Origin of the sequence: Caballeronia temeraria (assembly GCF_001544795.2) — a bacterium.
GTDB lineage: Bacteria > Pseudomonadota > Gammaproteobacteria > Burkholderiales > Burkholderiaceae > Caballeronia > Caballeronia temeraria.
In genome coordinates, this window is sequence record NZ_FCOI02000005.1 from 46,834 (window position 1) to 72,342 (window position 25,509).

Here is a 25,509-nt window from a genome sequence, read left to right on the forward strand (position 1 = left end):
GCGTTTTCGTTCTGTCACCTAGAATGAATTGACCGTGCTACGCGGTATGAGGTATTCGTCATGACATCCATTCCCCGCATTATCATCGGCGCATTGACTCTCTGTTGCGCCGCGTCCGCGCTCGCGCAACCGCAGCCGGGCGATCCCAACGCGCCCAAAACCCGCGCCCAGGTTCGCCAGGAATTTCTGCTGTGGCGCTCGGTCGGCTACGATCCGAACGACTGGCTGAACTACCCCGAAAACGCGATGCGCGCGAGCCGCATCATCGCGCAGCGGCAGGCTCGGGGCGACACCACCGTGCAATGAGCTGACTGACTGCACGCATCCGTCAGGCCGATTCGGCGCGCGGCTTCGGCCCGCGCAGAATGCGCCGCGCGATGCTCCAGCGATGCACTTCCGACGGACCGTCGTAGATGCGGAACGCGCGCATGTCCGCGAAAATCCGCGCGACGACGGTTTCGTGCGTGACGCCCTGCCCGCCCAGCACCTGCACGCTTCGGTCGACGACGCGCCACAGCGCCTCCGACGACACCACTTTCGCGACGCTCGACTCGTGCTTGCCGAGGACGCCCTGATCGAGCACCCACGCGCAGTGCCAGATGGCGAGGCGCGTCACGTGCAGATCCATTTCGTTGTCCGCGAGCATGAAGCCGACGCCTTCGTGCTCGCCGAGCGCACGGCCGAACGCCTGACGTTCTCGCGCGTATGCCGTGGCGACATCGTGTGCGCGCCGCGCGGCGCCGAGCCAGCGCATGCAGTGCGTGAGGCGCGCGGGCGATAGCCGCACCTGCGCATAGCGAAAGCCTTCGCCCGGTTCGCCCAGCACGTTTTCCTTCGGCACGCGCAAGCCTTCGAAGCGCACGACGCCGTGACCGCCGGGGAAACACGTGTCGAGCGAATCCATCGCGCGCTCGATGACGATGCCGGGGCTCGACATGTCGGCGAGGAACATCGTCGCGGGGCCGTCGGCGAACTTCGCCATGATGATCGCGACCGAAGCGCCCTCGGCGCCCGTGATGAACCATTTGCGTCCATCGATCACGTAGTCGTCGCCGTCCTGCACCGCGAGGGTCTGCAGCATCGCGGGATCGGCGCCCGCACCCGGCGAAGGCTCGGTCATGCAGAAGCACGAGCGGATCTGGCCCGCCGCGAGCGGACGCAGCCACCGCTCCTTCTGCTGCGGCGTCGCGACGGCTTCGAGCAGATGCATGTTGCCTTCATCGGGCGCGGCAATGTTCAGCGCGACAGGACCGAGCGGCGAATAGCCCGCCTCTTCGAACAGAATCGCCTTGGCGACATGATTCAGGCCCAGCCCGCCGAACTCGGGCGATACGTGACTCGACAACAGCTTCGCCGCGCGCCCTTTTGCGATCAGTTCGGCACGCAGCGCCTCGTTCGGGCCATGCGGCGTGCAACGCGGATCGCGCTCGAAGGGCATGATCTCTTCAGCGATGAAAGCGCGCACGCGCGCCTGCAGATCGGTCAACTCCGGAGAAAGCGAAAAGTCCATCGACAATCCTCTAAGGGAACGGGCTGAACACCAAGCTTAACCGCGCGGACGCATGGCGCGCCAGTGGCGTTGTTCCGTGGTTCAGTCGTCGTAATCGGTGTATTTGCGCGCGTCGCCCTTCACTTTGTGCGCCGGATACTTCGATCGATTCAACACCATCTTTTCGATCAGTGCGCGATGCAGATCGACATCGAGCGAGTCGGCGAGCATCACAAGATAGGCGAGCACGTCCGCCATCTCGTGCCGGATCGCTTGCAGCCTGGCTTCGTCGAGTTCGGTTTTGTCGCCGGTAGAAAGCCACGTGAACGGCTCGAGCAGCTCGCTCGCTTCGACCGACAACGCCGCCGCCAGATTCTTCGGCGAATGAAAACGGCTCCAGTCCCGCTCGCGCACGAATTCGCGCAGCATGTCGCGCATTTGCGCGAGTTCGCTCGCGCCTTCCGGCTGATTCTGCTGCTCCATGTTCTTCCTCTGATGTTTCGTTGACGCACCGCGTAGCTTAACGCGACGGACGCGCGCCTCCCACAACTACGCCTCGTTTGATCTCAGATTGGTTTTGCGATGTCCGAAATTCGCGTCTCTCCGACCGGATTCAGCGAATTCGCGACAATGTGTGACATGTCAGGTAATTTTCTTGCGCGATTTAACTCCGACTCATAGAATCGCAGTTAAGCAATGACAACGACGACCGTTCGTCGAGCGACCCCAATCGTGAATTCCAAGGAGCATCGAAATGTCCAAGCGCATTCTGGTAGTCGGAGCCGGTTTTGCCGGCATGTGGAGCGCCCTGTCCGCGGCGCGTCTCATCGATCAGCACGGCCGGACGGATATCGAAGTCGCGCTTATTGCGCCGGAGCCGCATCTGCACGTGCGTCCGCGTCTGTATGAGGAAAAGGCCGCTGGCATGAGGGCGCCGCTCCTCGATATCTTCGCGTCAACGGGCGTGAAGTTCATTCAGGGCACGGTCGAGCGCATTCATGTCGAGCGAAACGAGGTCGATGTGCTCGACTCCCACGGCACGCCGTCGAAGCTGAACTACGACCGTCTCGTTCTGGCGACCGGCAGCCGCCTGTTCCGCCCGCAGATTCCGGGGCTCGCCGAGCACACATTCAGCGTCGATCAGGTCGATGAAGCCGCCACGCTCGAAGCGCATATCAAGCACCTCGCCACGCAGCCCGATACCCGCGCGCGCAACACGGTGGTCGTCGCCGGCGGCGGCTTCACCGGTATCGAAACGGCGGCGGAAATGCCAGCGCGCCTGCGTGCGGCGCTCGGCGCGAACGCGGATGTGCGCGTGGTCATCGTCGAGCGTAATGAGGAGATCGGGCCGGACCTGGGCGCGGGTCCGCGTCCGGTCATCGTCGAGGCGCTCGAGTCGCTCGGCGTCGAGTGGCGGCTCGGCGCGGCGGTGACGTCCGTCGATGCGAACGGCCTCACCACGTCGGATGGCGAACGCATCGAAGCGAACACGGTGATCTGGACCGCCGGCGTGCGTGCGAGCGCGCTGACCGCGCAGATTCCCGCGGAGCGCGACGCGCTGGGCCGCCTGCATGTGGATCGCAATCTGCGCGTGATCGGCGTCGATACAGTCTATGCGACGGGCGATGTCGCCTACGCCGCCACCGACGACGAAGGCAACCACGCGATGATGTCCTGCCAGCACGCGATGAACCTCGGCCGCTCGGCGGGCCACAACGTCGCGGCGGACTTGCTGGGCGACGCGCCGATCGCGTATAGCCAGCCGAAGTACGTGACGTGTCTCGATCTCGGTCCGTGGGGCGCGGTCTATACGGAAGGCTGGGAACGTGAAGTGAAGATGTCGGGCGCGCAAGCGAAGGCATTGAAGACGCGCATCAACACCGAGTGGATATATCCGCCGAGCGCGGAGCGGGCTGAAGCGTTCGCGGCTGCGGACCCGCTGCGTATTGTCGTGGCCTGAGTCGCGGCCTGAGTCGTGGCCTGAGTCGCGGCCTGAGCCGTAGCCCAATGAAGGCTCACGCCGCCGGATAAAGCCCCAGCGTGCGCGCGTGCAGGCGCGCGAGTCCGAGCAGGGCATCGGTGAACGGCGTCGGTACGCCGGTCATCGCGCCCAGTTCGCGCACCGACGCGACGAGCGCATCGAGTTCGACCGCCTTGCCCGCCTGAACGTCCTGCAGCATCGACGTTTTCATTGCGCCGAGCTTGAGCGTGACGGCGTGACGATCCTCGGGTTCCTGTTCGATGGGAATGCCGAAGCGTGCGCCGATTTCCTTCGCTTCGAGCATCACGTTTGTGACGAAGCCGCGCACGAGATCGTCGCTCAGGATGCGGTCGGTGGTCGAGCCGGTGATCGCGCTGATGGGGTTCATCGTCATGTTGCCCCACAGCTTGAACCAGACATCGCGTTGAATGTGCGGAGAGAGCGTGGCGTCGAAGCCCGCTTTCGAGAAGAGCGATACGAGCGATTCGGTGCGTGCGGTCGGCGCGCCCGTCGCCTCGCCGAGAATCAGCCCCTTGCCCTGATGATGCCGGATGACGCCCGGCGCTTCGACGAAGCAGCTCGCATGCACGACGCATCCGACCGTCTGCGCGCCTGGAATCGCAGCGGCGATCTCGCCGTTCGGATCGACGGACGAAAGCCGCTTGCCCGTGAACGGTTCATCGAGGCCGTCGCAGAACCACCAGGGCACGCCGTTCATCGCGGTCAGCACGGTAGTTTCTTTCGACAGCAGCGGCGCGATATGCGCGGCGACGGACTGCATCGCGGGCGCCTTCACCGCCACGACGACGAGATCCTGCACGCCGAGATCTTCCGGTTCGGCGCTCGCCGCGACTTTCACGGTATGCGTCGCATCTTTCTCGACGAGCCGCAGCCCTTCCCGTTTCAGCGCATCGAGTGTCGCGCCGCGCGCGACCACGCTGACATCGCAGCCCGCCTGCGCGAGCTTCACGCCGATCCATCCGCCGATGGCGCCCGCGCCATACACGCATACTTTCATCGTCCCGATCCTCGCTCGTGCCAAACAGTCCGTTCGCCATTGTAAGAGCGGGACGCGATGCGCGTCGCGATCAGTGCGCGATGCCCGTGGCGAGCTTCGCGACCGTCAGCAGCGTCAAGCCGAATGCGCCCGCGAGCATCACGGCGATAACCGGCAAGAGCGGCAGCTTCACCTGCGCGAAATCGGCGTTGTGCGACGCGCGCTTGCGCACGCCGAAAAAGCTCCAAAGCACGATGCGCATCATCTTCAAGAATTCCATGAGCGGCTCCTTCACCTGAATCCGTATCGATCTTTCACGGGTTCATGATGCGGCTCGCGCCGGAAGAAAAACAGCAGCAGTTGCGAAGTATTCGGCGGTAGCAGAATGGGCGCGCATTCGGACCGATATAAGCGCGCCCCGCCTTCTTTCAAGATCCGCCGCGCGAAAATAAATCGCGCTTGAAACATAGCACTTCGGTATTGAAACGATAGCCATCGCACCTACCTTGGATGCAAGGGCAGCAGCACCCGCGCTGTCGATTCAACTTCCTGTTGCAGGCCTCGTCGGCCGCACTATCGGAGACTGGACCATGAGTGACTTTTATTTTGGCGGCGACGTTTTCTCTGAGCTGGACCGGATGCAACGGCAGGTGTCCTCGCTCTTCGGCAACATACCTTCCAGCATTCGTTCGAGCCGCGCAGATGCTTTCCCGCGCCTGAACATCGGCAGCACGGATGACGCGATTCATATCGTCGCATTCGCGCCGGGCGTCGAGCCTGCTTCGCTCGATGTGACCGTTGACAAAGGCACGCTCACGATCAGCGGCGAGCGCAAGGGGCAAGCAACGGCGGAAGGCGCGCGCACTTATGCGAAAGAGCGCTTCACCGGCAGCTTCCGCCGTGTGATCGAACTGCCGCAGAACGCGGACGCGGACAAGGTCGAAGCGCGCTATGAGAACGGCGTGCTGTCCATCACCATCGGCAAGCGCGAAGCATCCAAGCCGCGCGCGATCACCATTCAGTAAGAGGATGCACATCATGACCGACAACACTCAAGTCGCCGCGCAAAACACGAACGACGTGACGCGCAAGAACGAAGACACGGTGCGCCGCGCAACGGTGACGCCCGCCGTCGATATCGTCGAGGATAGCCACGGCATCACGCTGTGGGCGGATCTGCCCGGCGTATCGCGCGAGAAGCTCGACGTGAAGGTGCACGATGCGCGCCTCACCATCGAAGCCGAAGCCGAGTTGCCCGTGCAAGGCGCGATGCGTGTGCATCACGCTGAATTGCGTGCACCGCGTTTCGCGCGCGCCTTCACGGTCAGCGATGACTTCGACACCGCGAAGATCGACGCCAATCTCAGCAATGGCGTGCTCAAGCTGACGATTCCGCGTCGCGAAGAAGCGCGTCCGCGCCGCGTGGAAGTGCGTGCGGGCTAAAACGCCGGTAAAAGCTATCAGTTCTGACGGGAACGGCCGCGATCTTTCGCGGCCGTTTTTCTTTTTGGCCGCGCGCACGCCTCTATAATCTTCAACGGCGGCTTAAATCGCCACCATTCAAATACTCATAGAAAGAAAGGGACTATCGTGAAGAGGCTGTTGACGGTGTTGTTGGGTTCGATGCTGGCCGTGTCGATCGGAGCGCATGCAAAAGAATGGTCGACTATCCGATTCGGTGTCGATGCGAGTTATCCGCCTTTCGAATCGAAAGCGCCCGACGGCACGCTCGTCGGCTTCGATATCGACGTCGGCAATGAATTGTGCCGGCGTCTCAACGCGAAATGCGTGTGGGTCGAAAATGCATTCGACGGCATGATCCCGGGCCTCAAATCGCGCAAGTTCGACGGCGTGCTCTCCACGATGTCGATGACCCCCGCGCGCGTCAAGCAGATCGGCTTCTCCAGCAAGCTCTTTCACGTGCCCACGCGTCTCGTCGCCAAGCGCGATTCGAACATTCAGCCGACGGCGGAATCGCTCGCGGGCAAGTCGGTCGGCGTCGAACAGGGTTCGATGCAGGAAGCCTATGCGAAGGCGCACTGGGGCGCGAAGGGCGTGAAGGTCGTGTCCTATGCGGATCAGGATCAGGTCTATCAGGATCTGCTCGCCGGACGTCTCGATGCATCGCTGCAAAACGCCGTGCAAGCCGAACGCGGCTTTCTCGATACGCCGCGCGGCAAGCCCTACGGCTTCGCGGGCGGTGCACTGGAAGACAGCGCGATCTTCGGACCGGGCACGGCAATCGGCTTGCGCAAGGAAGACACCGACCTGAAGGAAAAGCTCGACGGCGCCATCGCCGCGATGATCAAGGACGGCACGTATAAGCGCATCGAGCAGAAGTATTTCGACTTCGATATCTACGGCGAATAAGAGCGATGACGCCGCCCGCGAACGATAACACCGTGCGCGGGCGATCACGCAATCAGCAGCAAAGCGCATTGGCACAGTAGAATGAATGCGGCCGCACGAGCGACGAGGCCGCGCACGAAACGCGATGTGATCCGCACGATGTAATGCTTTCCCGTGAGGAGAGTCCATGAAAGTGCTAGCCGTTCATCCCAGCGGTCTGATGTACACCCGCGTATTCCTCCGACTCGAGCCGCTCGGTCTCGAAACAGTCGCGGCGGCCATGCGCCACGCCGGGCACGATGTCCGGCTGATCGATCTGCAAGTCGAATCGCATCGTGACCTTCATCGTCTCGTGCGCAGATGGCGCCCCGACGCGCTCTGCTTCTCCGGCAACTATCTCGCCAACATCCCCGAAATCATCGATCTCGCCAAAGCAGTGAAGACGCTGCTGCCGCATTGTTTCGTATTTATTGGCGGACATAGCGCATCGTTCACTGCAAGCGACATGCTGCGTCATGCCGAAGGCGCAATCGATTGCGTGCTGAAGGGCGAAGGCGAGGCTTCCGTGAATGAGCTCCTTCATGCAGTGGACGAAAAAAGCGACTTGCGCGTCGTTCCCGGCGCGGTGACGAGCGACGGTTCGGGACCGCCGCCCCGCTTCGTCGAAAGCCTCGATGAGATGCTTCCCGCGCGCGATCTGCTGCGGCATAGGCGCAAGTATTTCATCGGCACGCTGGACCCGTGCGCATCGATCGAATTCGCGCGCGGCTGTCCGTGGGATTGCACGTTCTGCAGTGCGTGGACGTTCTATGGACGAAGTTATCGATCGCGCAGTCCTGATGTTATTGCCAATGAACTTGCGTCGATACGCGAGCCGGGCGTGTTCATCGTCGATGACGTCGCGTTCGTGCACGCGGAACACGGCATGGCGATCGGCCACGCAATCGAGCGGCGCGGCATCCGCAAGCAGTATTACCTCGAAACGCGCGGCGACGTGCTCTTGCGCAATAAGGAAGTCTTTCGTTTCTGGCGCACGCTCGGCCTGAAATACATGTTCATCGGCATGGAAGCAATCGACGCTGAAGGGCTGAAAGCATTTCGCAAACGCATCACGCTCGACAAGAATTTCGAAGCGCTCGAATTTGCGCGCTCGCTCGGCATCACGGTTGCGATCAATCTTATCGCCGATCCCGAATGGGACCGCGAGCGCTTCGAAACCGTGCGTCAATGGTGCCTCGACATTCCAGAGATCGTGAACATCAGCGTGAACACGCCCTATCCCGGCACTGAAATCTGGCTGCGCGAAGAGCGGCGTCTCACGAGTCTCGATTACCGTCTCTACGACATTCAGCATGCGGTCTTGCCCACGCGTTTGCCATTGCCCGAGTTCTATGCCGAACTCGTACGCACGCAGCAAGTGCTCAATCGCAAACATATGGGCTGGGCCGCATTGCGCGGTGCCGCAGGCCAGGCCATGCATTTGCTGATGCGTGGACAAACGAATTTCATTCGCATGCTTTGGCGGTTTAATTCGGTATTCGATCCGCGCCTGCAATTGAGCGATCATGCGCGCAAGGTCGACTATGAGATGACGCCACCGCCCGCACCCAATACAGCCGCGAACGTCAAAGCTGTCTATGTGCATGGTCCCTCGGGACGCAAGTCGCGCCGCATCGACGATGCGACTGAGAAGTTCGTCGACGAAACGAGAATGGGCGCCGGTTAGCGCCTTGATCAAAACGCAGAACCAACAAAAACGGAGACGGCAATGGCGACACTCAAGCAGATGCAGGCGAAGCTCAAGAAGCTTCAGGCGCAGACCGAGCAACTGATCGCGAAGCGCGCGCAAGCGGTGCTCGACGATATTCGCGCGATGATGGAAAGGCACGGCCTCACGACCGCGGATATCGACCGGCACGGCAAGAAGGTCAAACGCGCCGCGAAACCACAGGTCGCTTATCCGGCGCCGGCCGGCCGTCATGAAGCGATGACCAAGCTCGCGAAGAAAGGCAAGCTGCCCGCGAAGTATCGCAATCCGAAGACGGGCGAGACATGGAGCGGCTGGGCACGCCCGCCTGCGTGGATCGCGAACGTGAAGGATCGCAGCAAGTTTCTGATCGATGCGGAAAGCGCGGACAACGCGGCCAAACCGAAAACAGCGGCAAAAAAGGCCGCGGCAAAAAAAGCATCGGCGAAGAAGGCCAACGCGACGCAAGCGAGCGCGCCGGCGGCGAAGAAGAAAGCAGCGACGAAGGTCGCAAAGAAAGCCGTTGCGGCCAAAACCGCGGAAAAGCGCAGCGCGCCACGCAAACGCGCAGCGAAGGCTGCACCACAATCGGTGTCGAGTGAAACGACATCGACGCCAACGAGCGATGCATCCGCGCCAGGCACGGCGTAATCCCATTGTTTGAGATCGACGAAAACTCAATTGGCTTTTCGTGCGATTAAAAAACGGCTCAGTCCTTCTACACTGCGTTCACATGTCGGGGGCGTTTCGTTGCGAAACGATTCGCTTCCCCGATTGCAGTTGTCAATTCAGACAACCGCATCTCCTCATATCTTCGTTGGAGCAATCTCGTGAACAAGCGACTCGTAGTGGGCTTTGCTATTGCATTGAGTTCTCTTTTCGCCGGTTCGGCGTTTGCAAGCGGTTATGGTCCGGCGCCGCATTATCGTCCCGATGTCGGCGCGCCTGCTTCACAACATGGCGTTAGCGCGCAAACCTTCGCGGCGGAAGAAGCCGGGCAAGGACGCAGCAATTTCAGCAATACGGAACGCACGGCGCAGATTCAGCGCGGACAAGTTTCGGCTTCTGCAAACTCACAAGTCTCGCAATAACGATTCGGGTAAAGGACACGATGATTTTATTTATCGTGTCCGCTTTAATTTGCTTTGATCGTTTTCTCCAGAAATGCCCAAAGCGCATCGTCCACGGAATAAGGGACGTTGAATCGAAAGCATGCGCTTTCCGCATCGTCCGGACGGAAATAGGAACCCGGCGCGAGCCAGATGCCGTGTTGCAATGCGCGTGTCGCGACGGCGCTGCCATCGGCCGGATCGATCGGCAATGCGCCCCACAGAAACAATCCCGCGCGCGGACGCCGGAACAACTCGACGCCCAGTGCGTCCATGCGCTCCTCGACGAGCGCGTGCGCATCCTTCAGCTTGTCCACGACGAATTCGACATGCCGCGCGTAGCGCCCTTCCGTCAGCACTTTTTCGACGATGCGCTCCGTCGCCTCCGATGACGTCAGCCCCACGGCCATTTTCGTGCGCGCCAGCTCGCGCAACACATCGCGTTCCGCGACGACATAGCCGCAGCGCAGCGCGGGCGTGATCGTCTTCGCGAAACCGCCGACATACACCACGCGGTTCAGCCCTTCCATCGCCGCGAGCAAAGGCGCGCCGGGCGGCGCGAGCTCGCGGTTCACATCGTCCTCGACGACCCACAGGCCGTGACGCTCCGCGATCTGCATCAGCCGAAACGCCGACGCCATGCCGAAGGTCGCGCCCGTCGGATTCTGCAATGTGGTGTTGAGAAAGACCGCTTTCGGCCGATGCTCGATGACGATGCGCTCGAACACATCGGTGTCGATGCCCGCGGCGGTGCGCGGCACGCCATGCGCCTGCAAGCCCGCGAGCCGCAGAATCTGCAGCAGATTGCAGTAGCCCGGATCTTCGACGACGACCGCATCGCCCGGACGCAGCAACGTGCGCACGATGAGATCGAGCGCCTGCGTCGCGCCCGCGGTCAGGAGCACGTTCGACGCGGCGTCGACCGGCAAGCCGTGACGGTCCATTTGCTCGGCGATCCGCTCGCGCAGCGGCGCGAAGCCATACGGATGCCCGTAATCCGCGATCCGCGCCGCCGGCACGCGGCTCACTGCGCGCAACGCATGCTGCAGCCCGCTCTCGTTGACCCATTCGTTTGGCAGCCAGCCGCAGCCTGATTTGATCGGCACGGAATGATCGGCGAATACGTCGGACAAAAGCCAGGTCGCGGTGAGACTCGGCGGCTGCCATTCGATGGCCCGCACCGGCTCGCTGCGTCCGCGCACGGCCACGCGATAACCCGATCCGCGCCGCGCGGTGACGAGGCCCATCGACACGAGCCGGCCATACGCTTCCGTCACCGTGAACGTGCTGAGACTCTCCGCCTCGGCAAGGCGCCGCACCGATGGCAGCAGCGCGCCCGCGCGCAGCGTCTGCTCCTCGATGGCCGTGGAGAACGCGCGCACCAGTTGTTCGACGAGCGTCGGCGCCTGCCGCGCGCCGCGTTCCAGCTTGAGTTCGATCATGGCTTCGAGCATGGCGCGGGCATCGCGCGCCGACCAATACAGTTCATAGCATTTTGCCAGCACAGTTAGCAGCGCAGTGAAACAACTGTCTATGCCGTGCAATTTTGCCGAGGAATACAGTGGCCGTACTTCCTCAGGAGACCCCTAATGAATGCTCGCCCCGTGATCGAAGACCTCTCGTCGTTCTGGATGCCGTTCACCGCCAATCGCCAGTTCAAGGCCGCGCCGCGCATGCTGGAGAGCGCCAAAGGCATGTATTACCGCTCGACCGACGGCCGTGAAGTGCTCGACGGCACGGCCGGTCTCTGGTGCGTGAACGCGGGCCATTGCCGGGACGAGATCGTCGACGCGGTGCAAAAGGCGTTGTCGACGCTCGACTTCGCGCCGACCTTCCAGATGGGCCACCCGCTCGCATTCGAAGCCGCGAACAAGGTCGCCGATCTGATGCCCGAAGGCCTCGACCGCATCTTCTTCACGAACTCGGGCTCCGAGTCGGTCGATACGGCGCTCAAGATCGCGCTCGCCTATCACCGCGCACGCGGCGAAGGCCAGCGCACGCGTCTGATCGGCCGCGAGCGCGGCTATCACGGCGTGGGCTTCGGCGGCATCTCGGTCGGCGGCATCGCGCCGAATCGCAAGACGTTCTCGGGCGCGCTGCTGCCGTCCGTCGATCATCTGCCGCACACGCACGATCTCGCGCACAACGCGTTCACGAAGGGCCAGCCCGCGTGGGGCGACCATCTCGCCGATGATCTGGAGCGCATCGTCGCGCTGCACGATCCGTCGACGATCGCCGCCGTGATCGTCGAGCCGCTCGCTGGCTCTACGGGCGTGCTCGTGCCGCCGCAAGGCTATCTTCAGAAGCTGCGCGAGATCTGCACGAAGTACGGCATTCTGCTGATTTTCGATGAGGTCATCACCGGCTTCGGACGTCTCGGCAAGGCCACGGCGAGCGAGTACTTCGGCGTGACGCCCGACCTCATCACGATGGCCAAGGCCATCAACAACGCGACGATTCCGATGGGCGCCGTCGCCGCGCATCGCAACGTGCACGACACGGTCGTCAACGCAGGCGCGGCCAACGCCATCGAACTGTTCCACGGTTATACGTATTCGGCGCACCCGGTCGCGACCGCCGCGGCCATCGCGACGATCGATCTGTATCAGCGCGACAAGTTGTTCGAGCGCGCGGCATCGAAGGCCGGGAAGTTCGAAAGCGCCGTTCATGCGCTGCGCGACGCGCCGTTCGTGAAGGACATCCGCAATCTCGGGCTCGTCGCGGGCATCGAGCTGGATTCGCGCGATGGCGCGCCCGGCGCGCGTGCCTATGAAGTGTTCGTCAAGTGCTTCGAGGCAGGCGTGCTCGTGCGCTATACCGGCGATATTCTTGCGTTCTCGCCGCCGCTCATCATCGAAGACGATCAGATCGATCAGATCTTCGGCACGGTGAAAAAGGTGCTCGAAAGCGTGAAATAAGCGGTTTTCGTTATCTGAAGGCCCGGCTTCCCGCGACGAGAAGCCGGGCTTTTTATCGTTCCATGACGAGCAATGTCGATGTCGCCGATGCGTACAATCGGCCGCTCGCGTCCTTGAGCGTCGCTTCGGCGAAGGCGGCGCGGCGTCCGATCGACAGCACGCGTCCTTCGGCGCGAAGCACGCCCGTATCGCGCGTGATGGCCTTGTGATACGCGACCTTCAGTTCGAGCGTCGTGTAGGCCTGGGTCGCGGTCAGGCACGAATGCACGGAACAGCCGCACGCCGAATCGAGCAGTGTGGCCGCATAGCCGCCGTGCACGGTGCCGATCGGGTTATAGGCGTGATCGCCGGGCACGCCCGCGAACACCGCCCTGCCCGCTTCCACTTCGATGAAATCGAAATCCAGCGACACCAGAATGCCCGGCTTGCGTCCGCATGCGATCAGCTTGCGCAGTTGCGCGAGACCGTCGAGGCCGGAGGCCGTTTCTTCGATCAGGCTCATTTCGTCGTCTCCGTCTTGTTGCTGGCGGTCTTGATGGCATCGTCGTCGCCGGTCACGCTCCAGCCGCCACCGAGCGAACGATAGAGCGCCACCGCCGCGAGCGCATGTTCACGCTTCGATTGATTCAACGCATCGGCGTCGCGCAGATAGGATTGCTGCGCGTCGAGCACATCGAGAAAGCTCGCCGCGCCGCCCTTGTACAACTGCGTCGACAGCGTGAGCGATTGACCGGAAGCGCTGAGTGCATCGGTTAAACGCGCGGTCGATTCGGTCGTGCTGACGAGATCGCTGCGCGTGTCTTCGACATCCTTTAGCGCTTCGAGCATCGTCTGACGCAGATGCAACTCCGACTCGCGCATCTTGCTCTCGTTCTGCTCGATCTCCGCCGTGATGCGCCCCGCGTTGAAGATCGGGCTCGTCGCGTTGAGCGCGGCCGAAAAGAGATTGTCGGTCAGCGTCGGCAAGCCGAGATACGACGACGCGAGCAAGCCGTCCGACAAGCGCAGCGAAAACTTCGGATAGCGCTCCGCACGCGCGACACCCACTTCCGCCGCGCGCTGCTGCACGGTCGCGTACGCCACGAGCACGTCGGGACGGCGCAACAACGCATCGGACGGCAACATCTGCGGCGCGCCGCTCGCGGGCACGGGAATCACCGGTGCATCGCCCGCATTCGCGAGCATCAGCTTGTCGATGGATTCCGGCGTGCGCCCCGAATACACCGCGATCAGACTCAACTGATGCTGGATCGTCGATTGCGTGCGCGGAATGCGCGATTGCAGATCGCTCAGTTGATTCTGCGCGCGGGCCACGTCGAGTTGAGTCGACAGGCCGTATTGCAGGCGTCGTTGCGTGAGCTTCAGCGCGCGCGCACGAATCTCTTCGTTATCCTTAAGTATTTTGAGTTCTGCTTGCGCCCAGCGCAGATCGACATACGCGGCGGCCGTATCGGCGGCAAGCGCGAGCCTGATCTGATCCGCAGCGTGTTCACGCCCGACGAGCTGCGCCTGCGATGCCAGCAATTCCAGCCGCTCGCCACCGAACACGTCCGGCGTCCAGCTCAACGCCAGACCGAAACCCGCCTGTTTCACATAGCCCAGCGGCGGCGGCGTGTTCTGCCGCGTGTACGCCCCGCCCGCGTTTGCATCGAGTTGCGGCAGCAAGGCCGCGCGACGTTGCGTCGTGAGCGCCTGCGCCTGCTTCACGCGCTCGACGGCCGCCTGCACATCGAGGTTGTCGTTCAACACCGAGGCGACGAGTTCATGCATCACCGGATCGTTGAACTGATTCCACCATGCAGTGGGATCGGCGGACTGGTTCGGCACATCGACGCTCCAGTTTGCGGGCGCGGTCGCATTGACCGTGGCGGGAAGTTCGGCGTGCGTGGCGGGCTGCACCGCGCACGCGGCGAGCGTCATAGCGGTCACGCCCGCAAGCATGGCAACGAGAAGTTTCTTCATGATCGAAGCATCCAGATAAGGCCCGGTTCAATGCGCATCGGACGAAGGCGGCGCGCTCGTGATCGGCTTGGCGAAGAGCACCGTCGTCAGGCCGACGAGGAAGCACAGCGCGAGCACGTAGAAGCAATCGGCGAAAGTCAGCACGAGCGCTTCACGCATGACGAGCGCATGCAGCGAGGCGAGCCCCGCTTGCGACGCATCCAGCGTATCGCCCGCGACGGCGGCGAGATGCGCCGAGTTGCGCGCGATCATGTCGTCGATGACGGGCCGGCCGATCGTCACGTTCTCGTTCAGATGCAGGTAATGCAGATTGAGGCGGTCGTTCAGCATCGTCGCGCTCACCGCGATGCCGATTGCGCCGCCGAGATTGCGCATCAGGTTGAACAGCCCGCTCGCCGATTTGAGCCGCGACGGCGGCAGCGAACCGAGCGCCATCGTCACGATGGGCGGCACCGCGAACTGCTGGCCGATGCCGCGCAGCGCCTGCGGCAACAGGAACTGCTGCCAGCCCCAGTCGTGCGTCAGCGGCGTATAGAAGTAACAGCCCGCGCCGAAGCAGATCAGACCGAATGCGAGCAGCACGCGCATGTCGATGAAGCGCGACGCGAAGCCATACACGCCGATGGAAAGCAACTGGAAACAGCCGACCGACAGCAGCGCGAGGCCCGTGTGCAGCGAATCGAAGCCGCGCACGCGCGCGAGGAACACCGGCGTCAGAAACACCGACACGAAGATGCCGATGCCCGTCACGAACGACAGCAGACTGCCGATCGCGAAGTTGCGCACCGCGAGCGCGCGCAGATCGACGACCGGGTCTTTCGCCGTGAACGCATGCACGAGGAACAGGAAGCCGCAGATCCCTGAAATCCACGCGCACGTGATGATTACGTCGTCGCCGAACCAGTTCTTGCGCGGCCCTTCTTCGAGCACGTATTCCAGACAGCCGAGAAACCCCGACATCAGCACGATGCCGAGATAGTCGCCCTTTTTCAGCAGCGCAATATTCGGCTCGTCCACATGCACGTATTTCGGCACGAGCAGCGCAACGACGAGCCCCGGCACCACGTTCAGATAGAAGAGCCAGTGCCACGACCATTGATCGGTGATCCATCCGCCGATCACCGGTCCGACGGCGGGCGCGAGCGACGCCAGCGCGCCGATCGTCGTCGAGGCAATCAGGCGCTGCTTGCCGGGAAACAGCACGAAGGCGGTCGTAAACACGGTCGGGATCATCGCCGCGCCGAGCGCACCTTGCAGGCCGCGAAAGAGGATCATCGAATTGATGTCCCACGCCATGCCGCACAGCATGCTCGTGATCGTGAAGCCCACCGCCGATGCCACGAAAAGCCAGCGCGTGGAGAACACTTTCGAGAGCCAGCCCGACATCGGAATGACGAGAATTTCGGCGATCAGATATGACGTCTGCACCCAGGACAGCTCGTCCTGGCTCGCGGACAAGCCGCCGCCGATATCCTTCAACGACGACGCGACGATCTGGATATCGAGCGTCGCCATGAAGAAGCCGAGGCACATCAGCGCGAAGGCGAACACGCGCTGCCGTATCGGCTGCGTGGCGGGATCGGAAGGAATGGTGTAAGTCATCGCCGCGCCCCTCAACCGTTCGACTGCTTCGCGAGATGCACCTTGACCGTCGCGGAGAGACCCGGACGCAGCACCGATTCCATGCCCTTCGGCACATCGAGCCGGATGCGCACCGGCACGCGCTGCACGATCTTCGTGAAGTTGCCGGTCGCGTTCTCGGCGGGCAGCACGCTGAAGGTCGCGCCGGTCGCGGGCGCGAGACTTTCGACGTGACCGGTGAACGGCACGCTCGACGCATCGAGTTCGACATCGGCTTCGTCGCCCGCGCGCATCTTCTTCAGTTGATCTTCCTTGAAGTTCGCATCGACCCAGAGTCCCGTCGACGGAACGATGGTCAAAAGCGATGTGCCCACGTTCGCGAGCACGCCCACCCGCGCCGTGCGATTGCCGACATAGCCATCGACGGGCGAGCGGATCGTCGTGTATTCGACGTTCAGTTCCGCGACACGCCGCGCCGCTTCGGCCGTCGCGACGCGTGCCTGTGCATCCGCGATCTGCGCTTCAATCACGCTCAGTTGACGCTTCGCCGCCACGAGCGACGCGCCGCTGCGATCCACCGCCGCCTGTGCCTTCGTATAGTCCGCGTCCGCCCGCTCGACGATCTGGTTCGACACCGCATCGTCCTTCACGAGCTCGCGATAGCGCGAACGGTCCTGTCCGGTGCGCGTGAGTTCCGCCGACGACGCGCGCACTTCCGCCTGCTGCTGATTGATCACGGCCGCCTGCAACGCATCCTTCGCCTGCAGCTCGACCACCGCCGCGCGGGCGCTCGACAGTTCGGCGTCGGCTTGCGCGAGGCGTGCATCATAGTCGCGCGAATCGAGGCGGATCAGCACCTGGCCGGCTTTCACGCGCTGGTTGTCCTGCACGAGCACATCGGTGACGAAACCGTTCACCTTCGGCGCGAGCACGGTGACGTCCCCGCCGACATAGGCATCGTCGGTCGTCTGAACGAAGCGCAGCACGAGCGCCCAGTACGTCGCCGCCGCGATCAGCACAAGCCCGACCAGGCCGAGCGCGAGCAGCATCCAGGGAATCCTGCGCGCCGGCCGCGCGAGCGCCGGCGCCGCGACCGATGGAATATTCGTCGTAGGTGTCGTCATTTGCGATGATAGTGCATATGCACAATTTGGATTGAAGGAATGGGCGAATCCCTGCCCGTCATAGCCCCGAAGACTAGTTGTGCATATGCACCAAGTCAACCGTCACGGCGCGCACGAGTGAATGACGCGGACGGAAAGAATCGCGCCGAAGCCTTGCGCTACAAGGCTCGCAGCCGATTTGCGGGGGCGTCGCGCAGCATGCTTTCATCGGCGCAAAAGCGCACGGCATGCTCGACGAACGCGCGCACCTTGGCCGGCAACAGCGCGCGCGTGCTGTAGGCGATGCGGATTTCGATGGCCGAATCGACGCGCTCATAGGCGTCGAGCAGCGTGACGAGCCGGCCCGCCGCGACTTCTTCCGCGACGAGCGCCGTCGGCAGCACGCCGATACCGAAGCCCTGCAACGCCATTTCGCGATTGAACACCGCGCTGTTCGACGTGATGTCGTGATTGAGCGGCACGCGCAGTTCCTCGCCGCCGATGCGAAACGTGAGCGCGGGCTTGCGGATCGATGGCGACATCGGCACGAACACGTGATCGGCGAGTTCGGACGGATGGCGCGGCGCGGGACGTTGCGCGAGATATGCGGGACTCGCGACGAGCACGAGCGGAATGGTTTCGAGCAGACGCGTGACGGCCGTGTCGGTCGACAGCATGAACGGCAGCACGATGGCGAGATCGTAGCCTTCGCCGACGAGATCGACGGGCCGCTCCGTCAGCGTCACGTCGAGGCGCACATGCGGATGCGCGCGTCTGAAGCTCGCGACGAGCGGCGCATAGCGGCTCATCATCACGGTCGTGTGCGCGACGAGCCGCAAGAGGCCGGTGGCTTCGCTCGCGCGGTTCGATGCGCGCTCTTCCATCGCCTGGAGTTCGTCGAGCAGGCGCGAGCAATCGGCGAAGAAGCGCTCGGCGGTTTCCGTCAGCGAAATCTGCCGTGTCGTGCGATTGAAAAGCCGGCTGCCGAGCCGTTCTTCGAGACCCGCGATCGCGCGCGACACGACCGGCGGCGACATGCCGAGTATGTCGGCCGCACGCGCGAAGCTCTTCGCTTCGACCACCGTGCAAAACACCTTCAGGCTCGTCAGATAGTCCATGTGCGCAATCGTGATGCGTGCGGAAGCCCCGATCATGGCACGAAGCCGCCGTATTCGCACGATGAGACGATCGCGCGGTTTTACGAGCCGCGCGAGCATTCACGCGAAGGACGCACGCGCCTAAAGTTCAACCCATGCCATCCACATGGCCAACCACTGAACCCAGGAGCACACCATGTCACGTCTTTCCCAAATCAACGTCAACGAAGCCACGGGCGTCACCGCCGATCTTTTCGCCGCCATCAAGAAGGCCGCGGGCAAGGTGCCGAACGCTTACGCGACCATCGGCACGCATAGCCCCGCCGCGCTCGGCGCCACGCTCAACGGCGACGCGATCCTCGCGAAGAGCAGCCTCGACAAGGCCGATGTCGAAGCGATCAAACTCGCGGTCAGCGAACTCGTCGGCTGTGACTACTGTGCTGCCGCACACACGCTCGTCGGCAAGATGGTTGGGCTGTCGCAAAAGGAAACGCAGCAAATCCGCGCGGGCGAAGCGACCGGCAATGCGAAGCGCGATGCGCTCGTGCGTTTCGTGCGGCATGTCACGGGCACCACCGGCACGGTCGACGCGGCGCGTCTGAACGAAGTGCGCGAAGCAGGCTATTCGGAAGCGCAAGTGATCGACACGCTGTTCGCGATGAGCGTCATCAACTTCACGAACCTCGTGAACCGTGTGAACGACACGACGATCGACTTCCCTGCCCTCGTCTAAGTCTGCGCCGGACCTTTGGTCAGCCGGTCGATAACGGAACTCACGAGATCGACCGGCACCGGAAAGACGATCGTCGAGTTCTTGTCGCCGGCAATCGACGTCAGTGTTTGCAGATAGCGCAGTTGCATCGCCTGCGGTTGCTGCGCGAGCATCTGCGCCGCCTGCAACAGCTTCTCCGATGCCTGCAACTCGCCTTCCGCATGGATGATCTTCGCGCGCCGCTCGCGTTCGGCTTCGGCCTGGCGAGCGATCGCGCGGATCATCGTCTCGTTGATATCGACATCCTTGATCTCGACGTTCGATACCTTGATGCCCCACGCGTCCGTCTGCGAATCGAGCACGCGCTGGATGTCGGCGTTGAGACGTTCGCGCTCGGACAGCAACTCGTCGAGTTCGTGCTTGCCGAGGATCGCGCGCAGCGTGGTTTGCGCGAGCTGACTCGTCGCTTCGAGAAAGCGCGCGACCTGAATCACCGCCTTCTCCGGATCGACCACGCGAAAGTACACCACCGCATTCACCTTCACCGATACGTTGTCGCGCGTGATGACGTCTTGCGGCGGCACGTCGAATACGACCGTGCGCAAGTCCATGCGCACGACCTGCTGCACGACCGGAATGATCAGCACGAGCCCCGGTCCCTTCACTTTCCAGAAGCGCCCGAGCATGAACACGACGCCGCGTTCGTACTCACGAAAAATGCGCACCGCCGACGCGACGATAAAGATGACGAACGCGATCACGATGCCGCTGAAACCGAAGGTAAGCCCCATTTTTGAAACCTCGTTGTCGATGTGTTCAGGAATGCCCCGCCTCGCGCTCGCCTTCGAGCGGCTCGACGGTCAGCGTGAGACCGTGACGCGAGATCACGCGCACGCGCGCGCCTTCTTGCGGCAACGCCCGTGGGGTTGCCGCCTGCACGCGCCAGCGTTCGCCATGCACGCGCGCCCAGCCGCTGCCGGACTCGTGCGCGAGCATCACGCCGATGGTGCCGAGCATCGCCTCGCCGCCGCTCACCACCGGCCGTTTGCGCGCCTTCAACGCGACGGCCGACACGGTGAACACGAAGAGCGCTGTAAAAAGCGCAAGCCCGACGACGAGGCCGATGGGAATGCCGAAGCCGGGCACATCGGTGTCGATGAGCATGAGCGCGCCGATCGCGAACGCGATAATCCCGCCGATGCCGAGCGAGCCGAACGTCGGCAGAAACATCTCCGCGACCAGAAAGCCCATGCCGAGCACGATCAATCCCAGTCCGACGAAACTGATCGGCAGGAGTTGCAGCGCAAACAGTCCGACCAGCAGGCAGATCGCACCGGCGACGCCCGGCAGCACCATGCCGGGATTCGCGAACTCGAAGAAAAGCCCGTACATGCCGATCATCATCAGAATGAGCGCGACGCTCGGGTCCGTGATCGTCGCGAGAAAGCGGCTGCGCCAGTCGGGTTGCAGCAGGACGAGCGGGGCCTGTTTCGTCGCGAGGACATGATCGCCGCTCGCGGTTTTGACATGACGGCCGTCGAGTTTGGCGAGCAGATCGGGGATGTCGTTGGCGGTCAGGTCGATGACTTTTTGCTCCAGCGCTTCCGTCGCCGATAGCGCCACCGCCTCGCGCACCGCGCGCTCGGCCCATTGCGCGTTGCGGCCGCGCAATTGCGCGAGGCCGCGTATGTAGGCGGCGGCGTCCTGCATCTGCTTGCGGGTTTCGGTCGACTGCGAATCCGTGCCCGACGCGGCCTTGCCCGCGCCGGAAGGCTCCCGTTCCGGCCCGCCCATGCCGAGCTGCACCGGCGACGCCGCGCCGAGATTCGTGCCGGGCGCCATCGCCGCGATATGGCTCGCGTAGGTGATATAGGTGCCCGCGCTCGCGGCGCGCGCCCCGCTCGGCGCGATGAACGCGGCCACCGGCACCGGCGAGGCGAGCATCGCCTGGATGATCGAGCGCATGGAGAGATCGAGTCCGCCGGGCGTGTCGAGTTCCAGCACGGCGAGTTGCGCGTGTTCGTCCGCGGCGCGGGCGAGCGAGCGCACGACGAAATCCGCGCTCGCCGGACCGATCGCGCCCTTCAGCGGAATCACGACGACCGGCGCGGGCGCGAGCGCGGCGGCCACGGCGCGCATCGGCACGAACGCGAACGCCATCGACAACAGCGCGCATCCGATGCGGCTCCACAGCCAGTCAGCGAACTTCGTTCTCATCGGCGCAAACCGGGCGCGCGGCTGCGCGGCGGTTCCTCGTGTCTGGTCTCTCTTTTAGCTTAGGTCAATTGCGAATTCACGGCCGGCGCGTCGTGCGGTCGATGACCTTTTCCACATCCGCCGTCTCGCCGAGTGCCGACACGAAGCGCGCCGTGTCGAAATCGCGTGACACGCAGCCGTCGAGGTAGATGAAACGGCGCTGCAGCGTGAGCCACAGGCTCGTTTGCTCGCGCCACTGGAGCGACGCGTTCAGCGAGTTGAGACGCCGCGTCACGCTTTCGGCGATTTCCTTGTCGTAGTCGTAGCTGTTCGCGAGCCGGCAGCGCCCCGCGATCCAGCAGCTATTGCCGCGTTCGATGCGGTAATGGGCTTCGTCGAGCCATTCCTGATCGGTTTCGAGCGGGCCGCGCGGCGCGGGGCAATCGGCGATGGCGCTCGATACGTGCAGAAAGGGATCGTTGCCGCGATTCGCCAGCGGCTCCCCGGCGCATGTCATGTGCGCAGCCGCGGCAAGCACGGCCGCGAGCACCCGCATTCCGTAAGCCGCGTTGCCTGTCATCGTGCGCGCCTTTCGTCAAGCCATCGTCCAGACAGCATAGTTCATCGCATCGAAACGAATCGCCGCGCGGGAAGCCGGTAAACTTGGAATGTGGCGCACCGCCCATTCCTCGCACCGAGACCGACATGAAACAGGCACTTCACCATCTGACGGTCGCGACAGGCTCGCGCGGCCTGCACGAAGTCACCCGCGACATCGATCACTGGATCGATCTTCAGGATATCCGCACCGGATTGCTGACGCTGTTTTGCCGGCATACGTCGGCATCGCTGCTGATTCAGGAAAACGCCGATCCCGACGTGCGCGTCGATCTCGAACGATATTTCGAGTCGGTCGCGCCCGAAGCGCCCGGCCGCTACGTGCACGACACCGAAGGCCCCGACGACATGCCCGCGCATCTGCGCACCGCGCTGACGACCGTGCAGTTGTCGATTCCCGTCGAAGCGGGCCGCATGGTGCTCGGCACGTGGCAAGGCATCTATGTGTTCGAGCACCGGACGGCGCAGCATCAGCGCGAACTCGTCTTGCATCTGATCGGCGAGTGACCTAATATACGCACCGCGTATATTTTGGGAGCAGTAACGGTGACTCAGGAACTTCAGCAGCAGACGATTCTTCGCGACGCCATGCGGCGTCTGAACATGACCCGCGACGCGTTCGCATCGCGCATCGGCGTGTCACGGCGGGCTCTGGATACGTGGCTGCTGCCCGACGAATCGCCGGAATCCCGCGCGATGCCGGAAATCGCGGCGCGCTACGTCGGCGAGATTCTGGGCGGCATGCCGGAAGGCACCGCATATACGCAAAGCGCACATTCGACGATCGACTTCGAAGGCCGGCCACAACTGCTCTCGATCGACCAGTTTTCGCGCGAATCGGCCGAAGCGCTGTTCCGCACGGCCGACATGATGCAGCCGATTGCGCGTCGCAAGAAGATCACGCGCGTGCTCGAAGGCGCGGTGCTCGCGAATCTGTTCTTCGAGGCGAGCACGCGCACCCGCGTGAGTTTCGGCGCGGCGTTCGCGCGGCTCGGCGGTTCCGTGTGCGACACGACCGGCTTCACGTTCTCGTCGATGGCGAAAGGCGAGTCGATCTATGACACGAGCCGCGTCATCAGCGGCTACGCCGATGCGATCGTCGTACGGCATCCGGAGCAAGGCTCGGTCGCGGAATTCGCGCGCGCGACGAACATTCCCGTCATCAACGCCGGCGACGGCCCCGGCGAGCATCCAAGTCAGGCGCTCCTCGATCTCTACACGATCCAGCGCGAGTTCTCGCGTCTCGGAAAAATCGTCGACGGCGCGCATATCGCGATGGTCGGCGATCTCAAGTACGGCCGCACGGTGCATTCGCTCGCCAAGCTGCTCTCGCTTTACAAGGGGCTGAAATTCACGCTCGTCTCGCCGCGCTCGCTGGAGATGCCGGCGCATATCATCGAGCGCATCACGCGCGGCGATCATGTGATCGAGCAGACGAGCGACCTGCGCGCGGGTCTCGCGGGCGCGGACGTGGTGTACGCGACGCGCATCCAGAAAGAGCGTTTCGCCGATGAGTCGATCGAAGGCTATACGCCGGACTTCCAGATCAACCAGGCGCTCGTCGACGATGTCTGCGGGCGCGACACGCTGATCATGCATCCTCTGCCGCGCGACAGCCGCCCCGGCGCGAACGATCTCGCCACCGATCTGAACCACGACTCGCGCCTCGCGATCTTCCGCCAGACCGACAACGGCATTGCGGTGCGTATGGCGATTTTCGCGGTGCTGCTGGGCGTCGAGCATCAGGTGCGCCATTCGATGCGCGATGCGGCGTGGAAGTCGCCTGCTTCCATCGGTCCGGACGATGCCATATTTCACGGCTTCGATTGATACGTTTTTTACACGCCGCGAACGTGTCTTTGCGTGACGTTGACGCAAGCCGGCCTATGCTTCTATACAAGGGAAACGTGATGGAGCTCCGGTCATGGATATGTCGCTTGCATGGGTGGTCAGCCGTCGAAACTTACATGATGAAGGCTTCGGCGCATGTCAGCGGGTGCGTATTCTGGCGCTCGCGCACTTCGCGGATAACGAGGCGTCGCGGGAGCGCATACGCGCGCTGTTTCATTCGCCGCTCGGTGTTTATGTGAGTCAGGCGCAGCGTGAAGGCTGTGAGCTTCGGCTCGAATTCGATACCGCGAGTGAAGATCTCGCGTTCACGCTGCGCACGTTGAAACGCGTGCTGCCGGAAGCGCGTGTCGACGGCATCGCGCCGCGCGTGTTTGCGCATCGGGTGGGTGCGCGCGGCGCGAGTTGACCGGTTATTCTTTCGACGGCGCGATCAGATCCGGATGATGTTCACGCATGAACTCGGCGTAGGGTTTCAGTCGTTTGAAATCTTCATCCGACAGTTCCCATGTATCCGGATCCAACGCGATCCCCCGGTTGATTTCCTCTTCCTCCTCCGGAGTGGGAAGAATGAGACCTTTAAATGTCCTTTGCATACCTTCTTATTTCTCTCTGGTTTGCACGGCGCAGACTGATGATGCGCCGCATCTCATTTCTCCACGTGATTACCACGCAGAACGTACGGCCGCGTATGGGCACATAACCCACTTCGCGGACCTCTCCATAATCGCGACGATCGTCTATCTCTAACACAATTTCGTCCCAGGCAATCTCTCTCGCAAGATCGAGCGACACCCCGTGCAGAAGCCGATTGATCGCGTCCTTCAACGGATCAAACGTGATGTCGAAGTGCATTCATTGTGGTTCCCAAAAGTAGAAGTGACAAGGCGCGAAAGTTCTGATTTGCGGATTGCGATTAATCCGAACTCCGAACGATTCGCGTCACTTCATTCTTCTGGAAAACCTCATGGCTTTTCTATAGACCGATTGGCCAACGAGCACGAGTGATCCTGAAGCTCTTCAGACGATGCCCAGTCGCCGGGCTGCACATGATCGTTGAGAAGAAAGAATGCGTGCGCGCCGTCGTCTCGCGTGGTGCCGACGAGAAGAAGCGTCTGTTCGCCCATCGTCTGGCCGCGGCTTGCGGCATAGGGCGCGACGACCTTGAACGGATCGGTCTGCGCGAGATCCGCGTCGTCGATGCGCAGCGCGCTGTACACATGGCCGCGCAATCTCACCGGCAGCGGCTTCCATTCCGTGCCGATGCCGGGTCCGACCTCACGCAGCGTCTGGCCGACATCCGCCGCGAGGCAATCGATATGAATGTGCAATTGATTCTGCGTGCGCCCGCTCGCCGAATTGATCGCGAGCGACACTTCATCGCGCGTCAGCGTCCGGCCCAACGCGCGATCGACATAGCCACGCGCATTCCACGCGTCGCGAAAGTAGTTCGGGGCATTCGGTTCGAGCAGTTCAGGACTTTCGATGCCGCTTACGCGCGCCGTCGGAATCAGCAGATATTGCGCGATGCCGACGATATCCTTCAGCACCGCGTAACCGCTCGCGAGATTCACATCGGCGCATTTCTGCTGCACGTGCGCGCCCTCCGCGGCAGGCTCGCAGTAGTCGTGCACGATTTCCCATAACGCGTTCGGATTGGCCGCGCACGCGAGCGGCAGGCAGAGAACGCCAAGCACGGCGAGGCAGCGCAGTTTCTTCGTAGTTTTCATCGGCATGATCCAGGCGGCGCAAAAAACAGACAGCCTGCCGGATTATGCTTGCAAGCGTGTGAACGCGTCCCG

29 protein-coding genes are annotated in these 25,509 nt (G+C 62.8%); 13 read left to right on the forward strand and 16 right to left on the reverse strand.

Annotated features, from left to right (window positions below; translation table 11 throughout):
- The first annotated feature begins 60 nt into the window (after positions 1–60).
- Positions 61–306 carry a DUF4148 domain-containing protein gene (locus tag AWB76_RS09475; RefSeq protein ID WP_061159901.1) on the forward strand — a complete coding sequence of 82 codons (246 nt, stop codon included), beginning with the start codon at positions 61–63 and terminating at the stop codon, positions 304–306.
- 22 nt (positions 307–328) lie between these two features.
- Here the strand turns inward: AWB76_RS09475 and AWB76_RS09480 are convergent, their stop codons facing one another.
- Together AWB76_RS09480 and AWB76_RS09485 are read right to left on the reverse strand one after the other, a co-directional pair.
- Entirely contained in the window at positions 329–1,510 is a 1,182-nt protein-coding gene (locus tag AWB76_RS09480; RefSeq protein ID WP_061159902.1) for an acyl-CoA dehydrogenase family protein, read from the reverse strand.
- An 81-nt stretch (positions 1,511–1,591) separates the two neighbouring features.
- Entirely contained in the window at positions 1,592–1,972 is a 381-nt protein-coding gene (locus AWB76_RS09485; protein WP_061159903.1) for a nucleotide pyrophosphohydrolase, read from the reverse strand.
- A gap of 271 nt (positions 1,973–2,243) precedes the next feature.
- Here AWB76_RS09485 and AWB76_RS09490 point away from each other — a divergent pair, with 271 nt between their 5' ends.
- Positions 2,244–3,449 (forward strand): NAD(P)/FAD-dependent oxidoreductase, encoded by a 1,206-nt coding sequence (locus tag AWB76_RS09490; RefSeq protein WP_061159904.1) that lies wholly within the window; start codon positions 2,244–2,246, stop codon positions 3,447–3,449.
- A gap of 55 nt (positions 3,450–3,504) precedes the next feature.
- Here AWB76_RS09490 and AWB76_RS09495 read toward each other — a convergent pair whose 3' ends face one another.
- On the reverse strand, positions 3,505–4,488 hold the full coding sequence (locus AWB76_RS09495; RefSeq protein ID WP_061159905.1) for a 2-dehydropantoate 2-reductase: 984 nt from the start codon (positions 4,486–4,488) through the stop codon (positions 3,505–3,507).
- Positions 4,489–4,558: 70 nt separating this feature from the next.
- Positions 4,559–4,747, reverse strand: a complete 189-nt coding sequence (locus tag AWB76_RS09500; RefSeq protein WP_061160159.1) for a DUF2970 domain-containing protein — start codon at positions 4,745–4,747, stop codon at positions 4,559–4,561.
- A 310-nt stretch (positions 4,748–5,057) separates the two neighbouring features.
- On the opposite strand from AWB76_RS09500, the gene AWB76_RS09505 reads away from it, so the two are divergent.
- The 6 genes from AWB76_RS09505 to AWB76_RS38995 all read left to right on the forward strand — a co-directional run bounded on the left by AWB76_RS09505 (position 5,058) and on the right by AWB76_RS38995 (position 9,654).
- Positions 5,058–5,492 carry an Hsp20/alpha crystallin family protein gene (locus AWB76_RS09505; RefSeq protein ID WP_061159906.1) on the forward strand — a complete coding sequence of 145 codons (435 nt, stop codon included), beginning with the start codon at positions 5,058–5,060 and terminating at the stop codon, positions 5,490–5,492.
- 13 nt (positions 5,493–5,505) lie between these two features.
- Positions 5,506–5,910 (forward strand): Hsp20/alpha crystallin family protein, encoded by a 405-nt coding sequence (locus AWB76_RS09510; RefSeq protein ID WP_061160160.1) that lies wholly within the window; start codon positions 5,506–5,508, stop codon positions 5,908–5,910.
- A 147-nt stretch (positions 5,911–6,057) separates the two neighbouring features.
- Complete coding sequence (locus AWB76_RS09515) at positions 6,058–6,837, forward strand: ABC transporter substrate-binding protein (protein WP_061159907.1); 780 nt, start codon at positions 6,058–6,060, stop codon at positions 6,835–6,837.
- 166 nt (positions 6,838–7,003) lie between these two features.
- Complete coding sequence (gene hpnR / locus AWB76_RS09520) at positions 7,004–8,542, forward strand: hopanoid C-3 methylase HpnR (protein WP_061159908.1); 1,539 nt, start codon at positions 7,004–7,006, stop codon at positions 8,540–8,542.
- A gap of 42 nt (positions 8,543–8,584) precedes the next feature.
- Complete coding sequence (locus AWB76_RS09525; protein ID WP_061159909.1) at positions 8,585–9,214, forward strand: H-NS histone family protein; 630 nt, start codon at positions 8,585–8,587, stop codon at positions 9,212–9,214.
- A gap of 179 nt (positions 9,215–9,393) precedes the next feature.
- Positions 9,394–9,654 carry a hypothetical protein gene (locus tag AWB76_RS38995; protein WP_074171311.1) on the forward strand — a complete coding sequence of 87 codons (261 nt, stop codon included), beginning with the start codon at positions 9,394–9,396 and terminating at the stop codon, positions 9,652–9,654.
- A 44-nt stretch (positions 9,655–9,698) separates the two neighbouring features.
- On the opposite strand, the gene AWB76_RS09530 is transcribed toward AWB76_RS38995, so the two are convergent.
- Positions 9,699–11,114: an aminotransferase-like domain-containing protein gene (locus AWB76_RS09530; RefSeq protein ID WP_061160161.1), complete on the reverse strand. Its 1,416-nt coding sequence runs from the start codon at positions 11,112–11,114 to the stop codon at positions 9,699–9,701.
- 147 nt (positions 11,115–11,261) lie between these two features.
- On the opposite strand from AWB76_RS09530, the gene aptA reads away from it, so the two are divergent.
- Positions 11,262–12,590 (forward strand): omega-aminotransferase AptA, encoded by a 1,329-nt coding sequence (aptA, locus tag AWB76_RS09535; RefSeq protein WP_061159910.1) that lies wholly within the window; start codon positions 11,262–11,264, stop codon positions 12,588–12,590.
- 52 nt (positions 12,591–12,642) lie between these two features.
- Here the strand turns inward: aptA and AWB76_RS09540 are convergent, their stop codons facing one another.
- The 5 genes from AWB76_RS09540 to AWB76_RS09560 form a co-directional block, all read right to left on the reverse strand.
- Positions 12,643–13,092 (reverse strand): PaaI family thioesterase, encoded by a 450-nt coding sequence (locus AWB76_RS09540; RefSeq protein WP_061159911.1) that lies wholly within the window; start codon positions 13,090–13,092, stop codon positions 12,643–12,645.
- Entirely contained in the window at positions 13,089–14,552 is a 1,464-nt protein-coding gene (locus tag AWB76_RS09545) for an efflux transporter outer membrane subunit (protein WP_061159912.1), read from the reverse strand. Before AWB76_RS09545 ends, AWB76_RS09540 begins: the two co-directional genes overlap by 4 nt.
- A 27-nt stretch (positions 14,553–14,579) precedes the next feature.
- Complete coding sequence (locus AWB76_RS09550) at positions 14,580–16,154, reverse strand: DHA2 family efflux MFS transporter permease subunit (RefSeq protein WP_061159913.1); 1,575 nt, start codon at positions 16,152–16,154, stop codon at positions 14,580–14,582.
- Positions 16,155–16,165: 11 nt separating this feature from the next.
- Positions 16,166–17,257, reverse strand: a complete 1,092-nt coding sequence (locus tag AWB76_RS09555; protein ID WP_061159914.1) for an HlyD family secretion protein — start codon at positions 17,255–17,257, stop codon at positions 16,166–16,168.
- Positions 17,258–17,415: 158 nt separating this feature from the next.
- Positions 17,416–18,354, reverse strand: coding sequence for a LysR family transcriptional regulator (locus AWB76_RS09560; protein WP_061160162.1), 939 nt, complete (start codon positions 18,352–18,354; stop codon positions 17,416–17,418).
- A gap of 175 nt (positions 18,355–18,529) precedes the next feature.
- Between AWB76_RS09560 and AWB76_RS09565 the strand changes: the two genes are divergently transcribed.
- Positions 18,530–19,066 (forward strand): carboxymuconolactone decarboxylase family protein, encoded by a 537-nt coding sequence (locus AWB76_RS09565; protein WP_061159915.1) that lies wholly within the window; start codon positions 18,530–18,532, stop codon positions 19,064–19,066.
- On the opposite strand, the gene AWB76_RS09570 is transcribed toward AWB76_RS09565, so the two are convergent.
- The 3 genes from AWB76_RS09570 to AWB76_RS09580 form a co-directional block, all read right to left on the reverse strand.
- Positions 19,063–19,836: a slipin family protein gene (locus AWB76_RS09570; protein WP_061159916.1), complete on the reverse strand. Its 774-nt coding sequence runs from the start codon at positions 19,834–19,836 to the stop codon at positions 19,063–19,065. The two genes, AWB76_RS09565 and AWB76_RS09570, sit on opposite strands and share 4 nt — an antisense overlap.
- Positions 19,837–19,861: 25 nt before the next feature.
- Positions 19,862–21,205 (reverse strand): NfeD family protein, encoded by a 1,344-nt coding sequence (locus AWB76_RS09575; RefSeq protein WP_244173300.1) that lies wholly within the window; start codon positions 21,203–21,205, stop codon positions 19,862–19,864.
- 133 nt (positions 21,206–21,338) lie between these two features.
- The gene (locus AWB76_RS09580; RefSeq protein WP_061159918.1) at positions 21,339–21,821 is read right to left on the reverse strand and encodes a hypothetical protein; all 483 of its coding nucleotides are present in this window, start codon (positions 21,819–21,821) and stop codon (positions 21,339–21,341) included.
- A 125-nt stretch (positions 21,822–21,946) separates the two neighbouring features.
- Here AWB76_RS09580 and AWB76_RS09585 point away from each other — a divergent pair, with 125 nt between their 5' ends.
- The 3 genes from AWB76_RS09585 (at position 21,947) to AWB76_RS09595 (ending at position 24,116) form a co-directional block, all read left to right on the forward strand.
- A complete protein-coding gene (locus tag AWB76_RS09585; RefSeq protein ID WP_061159919.1) occupies positions 21,947–22,366 on the forward strand; it encodes a secondary thiamine-phosphate synthase enzyme YjbQ in 420 nt (139 codons plus the stop codon).
- Between the two features lie 81 nt (positions 22,367–22,447).
- A complete protein-coding gene (locus AWB76_RS09590; protein ID WP_061160163.1) occupies positions 22,448–23,689 on the forward strand; it encodes an aspartate carbamoyltransferase in 1,242 nt (413 codons plus the stop codon).
- A 94-nt stretch (positions 23,690–23,783) separates the two neighbouring features.
- A complete protein-coding gene (locus tag AWB76_RS09595) occupies positions 23,784–24,116 on the forward strand; it encodes a hypothetical protein (protein ID WP_061159920.1) in 333 nt (110 codons plus the stop codon).
- Between the two features lie 4 nt (positions 24,117–24,120).
- Here AWB76_RS09595 and AWB76_RS40785 read toward each other — a convergent pair whose 3' ends face one another.
- The 3 genes from AWB76_RS40785 to AWB76_RS09605 all read right to left on the reverse strand — a co-directional run bounded on the left by AWB76_RS40785 (position 24,121) and on the right by AWB76_RS09605 (position 25,437).
- Positions 24,121–24,303 (reverse strand): hypothetical protein, encoded by a 183-nt coding sequence (locus AWB76_RS40785; protein WP_157696087.1) that lies wholly within the window; start codon positions 24,301–24,303, stop codon positions 24,121–24,123.
- Entirely contained in the window at positions 24,287–24,562 is a 276-nt protein-coding gene (locus AWB76_RS09600; protein WP_061159921.1) for a BrnT family toxin, read from the reverse strand. Before AWB76_RS09600 ends, AWB76_RS40785 begins: the two co-directional genes overlap by 17 nt.
- Before the next feature lie 110 nt (positions 24,563–24,672).
- Entirely contained in the window at positions 24,673–25,437 is a 765-nt protein-coding gene (locus AWB76_RS09605) for a CDP-diacylglycerol diphosphatase (protein ID WP_244173289.1), read from the reverse strand.
- Positions 25,438–25,509 lie beyond the last annotated feature (72 nt).

Bases quoted from the DNA above. Each gene is read 5' to 3' on its own strand.
- AWB76_RS09580 (WP_061159918.1), bottom strand. From the start codon at position 21,821: ATGACAGGCAACGCGGCTTACGGAATGCGGGTGCTCGCGGCCGTGCTT.
- AWB76_RS09560 (WP_061160162.1), bottom strand. From the start codon at position 18,354: ATGGACTATCTGACGAGCCTGAAGGTGTTTTGCACGGTGGTCGAAGCG.
- AWB76_RS09590 (WP_061160163.1), top strand. From the start codon at position 22,448: ATGCGGCGTCTGAACATGACCCGCGACGCGTTCGCATCGCGCATCGGC.
- AWB76_RS09505 (WP_061159906.1), top strand. From the start codon at position 5,058: ATGAGTGACTTTTATTTTGGCGGCGACGTTTTCTCTGAGCTGGACCGG.
- AWB76_RS09575 (WP_244173300.1), bottom strand. From the start codon at position 21,205: ATGGCGTTCGCGTTCGTGCCGATGCGCGCCGTGGCCGCCGCGCTCGCG.
- AWB76_RS09500 (WP_061160159.1), bottom strand. From the start codon at position 4,747: ATGGAATTCTTGAAGATGATGCGCATCGTGCTTTGGAGCTTTTTCGGC.
- AWB76_RS09600 (WP_061159921.1), bottom strand. From the start codon at position 24,562: ATGCACTTCGACATCACGTTTGATCCGTTGAAGGACGCGATCAATCGG.
- AWB76_RS09585 (WP_061159919.1), top strand. From the start codon at position 21,947: ATGAAACAGGCACTTCACCATCTGACGGTCGCGACAGGCTCGCGCGGC.
- AWB76_RS09485 (WP_061159903.1), bottom strand. From the start codon at position 1,972: ATGGAGCAGCAGAATCAGCCGGAAGGCGCGAGCGAACTCGCGCAAATG.
- AWB76_RS09525 (WP_061159909.1), top strand. From the start codon at position 8,585: ATGGCGACACTCAAGCAGATGCAGGCGAAGCTCAAGAAGCTTCAGGCG.
- AWB76_RS09475 (WP_061159901.1), top strand. From the start codon at position 61: ATGACATCCATTCCCCGCATTATCATCGGCGCATTGACTCTCTGTTGC.
- AWB76_RS09480 (WP_061159902.1), bottom strand. From the start codon at position 1,510: ATGGACTTTTCGCTTTCTCCGGAGTTGACCGATCTGCAGGCGCGCGTG.
- AWB76_RS09510 (WP_061160160.1), top strand. From the start codon at position 5,506: ATGACCGACAACACTCAAGTCGCCGCGCAAAACACGAACGACGTGACG.
- hpnR (WP_061159908.1), top strand. From the start codon at position 7,004: ATGAAAGTGCTAGCCGTTCATCCCAGCGGTCTGATGTACACCCGCGTA.
- AWB76_RS09545 (WP_061159912.1), bottom strand. From the start codon at position 14,552: ATGAAGAAACTTCTCGTTGCCATGCTTGCGGGCGTGACCGCTATGACG.
- AWB76_RS09490 (WP_061159904.1), top strand. From the start codon at position 2,244: ATGTCCAAGCGCATTCTGGTAGTCGGAGCCGGTTTTGCCGGCATGTGG.
- AWB76_RS09495 (WP_061159905.1), bottom strand. From the start codon at position 4,488: ATGAAAGTATGCGTGTATGGCGCGGGCGCCATCGGCGGATGGATCGGC.
- AWB76_RS09540 (WP_061159911.1), bottom strand. From the start codon at position 13,092: ATGAGCCTGATCGAAGAAACGGCCTCCGGCCTCGACGGTCTCGCGCAA.
- AWB76_RS40785 (WP_157696087.1), bottom strand. From the start codon at position 24,303: ATGCAAAGGACATTTAAAGGTCTCATTCTTCCCACTCCGGAGGAGGAA.
- aptA (WP_061159910.1), top strand. From the start codon at position 11,262: ATGAATGCTCGCCCCGTGATCGAAGACCTCTCGTCGTTCTGGATGCCG.
- AWB76_RS09530 (WP_061160161.1), bottom strand. From the start codon at position 11,114: ATGATCGAACTCAAGCTGGAACGCGGCGCGCGGCAGGCGCCGACGCTC.
- AWB76_RS09550 (WP_061159913.1), bottom strand. From the start codon at position 16,154: ATGACTTACACCATTCCTTCCGATCCCGCCACGCAGCCGATACGGCAG.
- AWB76_RS09570 (WP_061159916.1), bottom strand. From the start codon at position 19,836: ATGGGGCTTACCTTCGGTTTCAGCGGCATCGTGATCGCGTTCGTCATC.
- AWB76_RS09595 (WP_061159920.1), top strand. From the start codon at position 23,784: ATGGATATGTCGCTTGCATGGGTGGTCAGCCGTCGAAACTTACATGAT.
- AWB76_RS09555 (WP_061159914.1), bottom strand. From the start codon at position 17,257: ATGACGACACCTACGACGAATATTCCATCGGTCGCGGCGCCGGCGCTC.
- AWB76_RS09605 (WP_244173289.1), bottom strand. From the start codon at position 25,437: ATGAAAACTACGAAGAAACTGCGCTGCCTCGCCGTGCTTGGCGTTCTC.
- AWB76_RS09565 (WP_061159915.1), top strand. From the start codon at position 18,530: ATGTCACGTCTTTCCCAAATCAACGTCAACGAAGCCACGGGCGTCACC.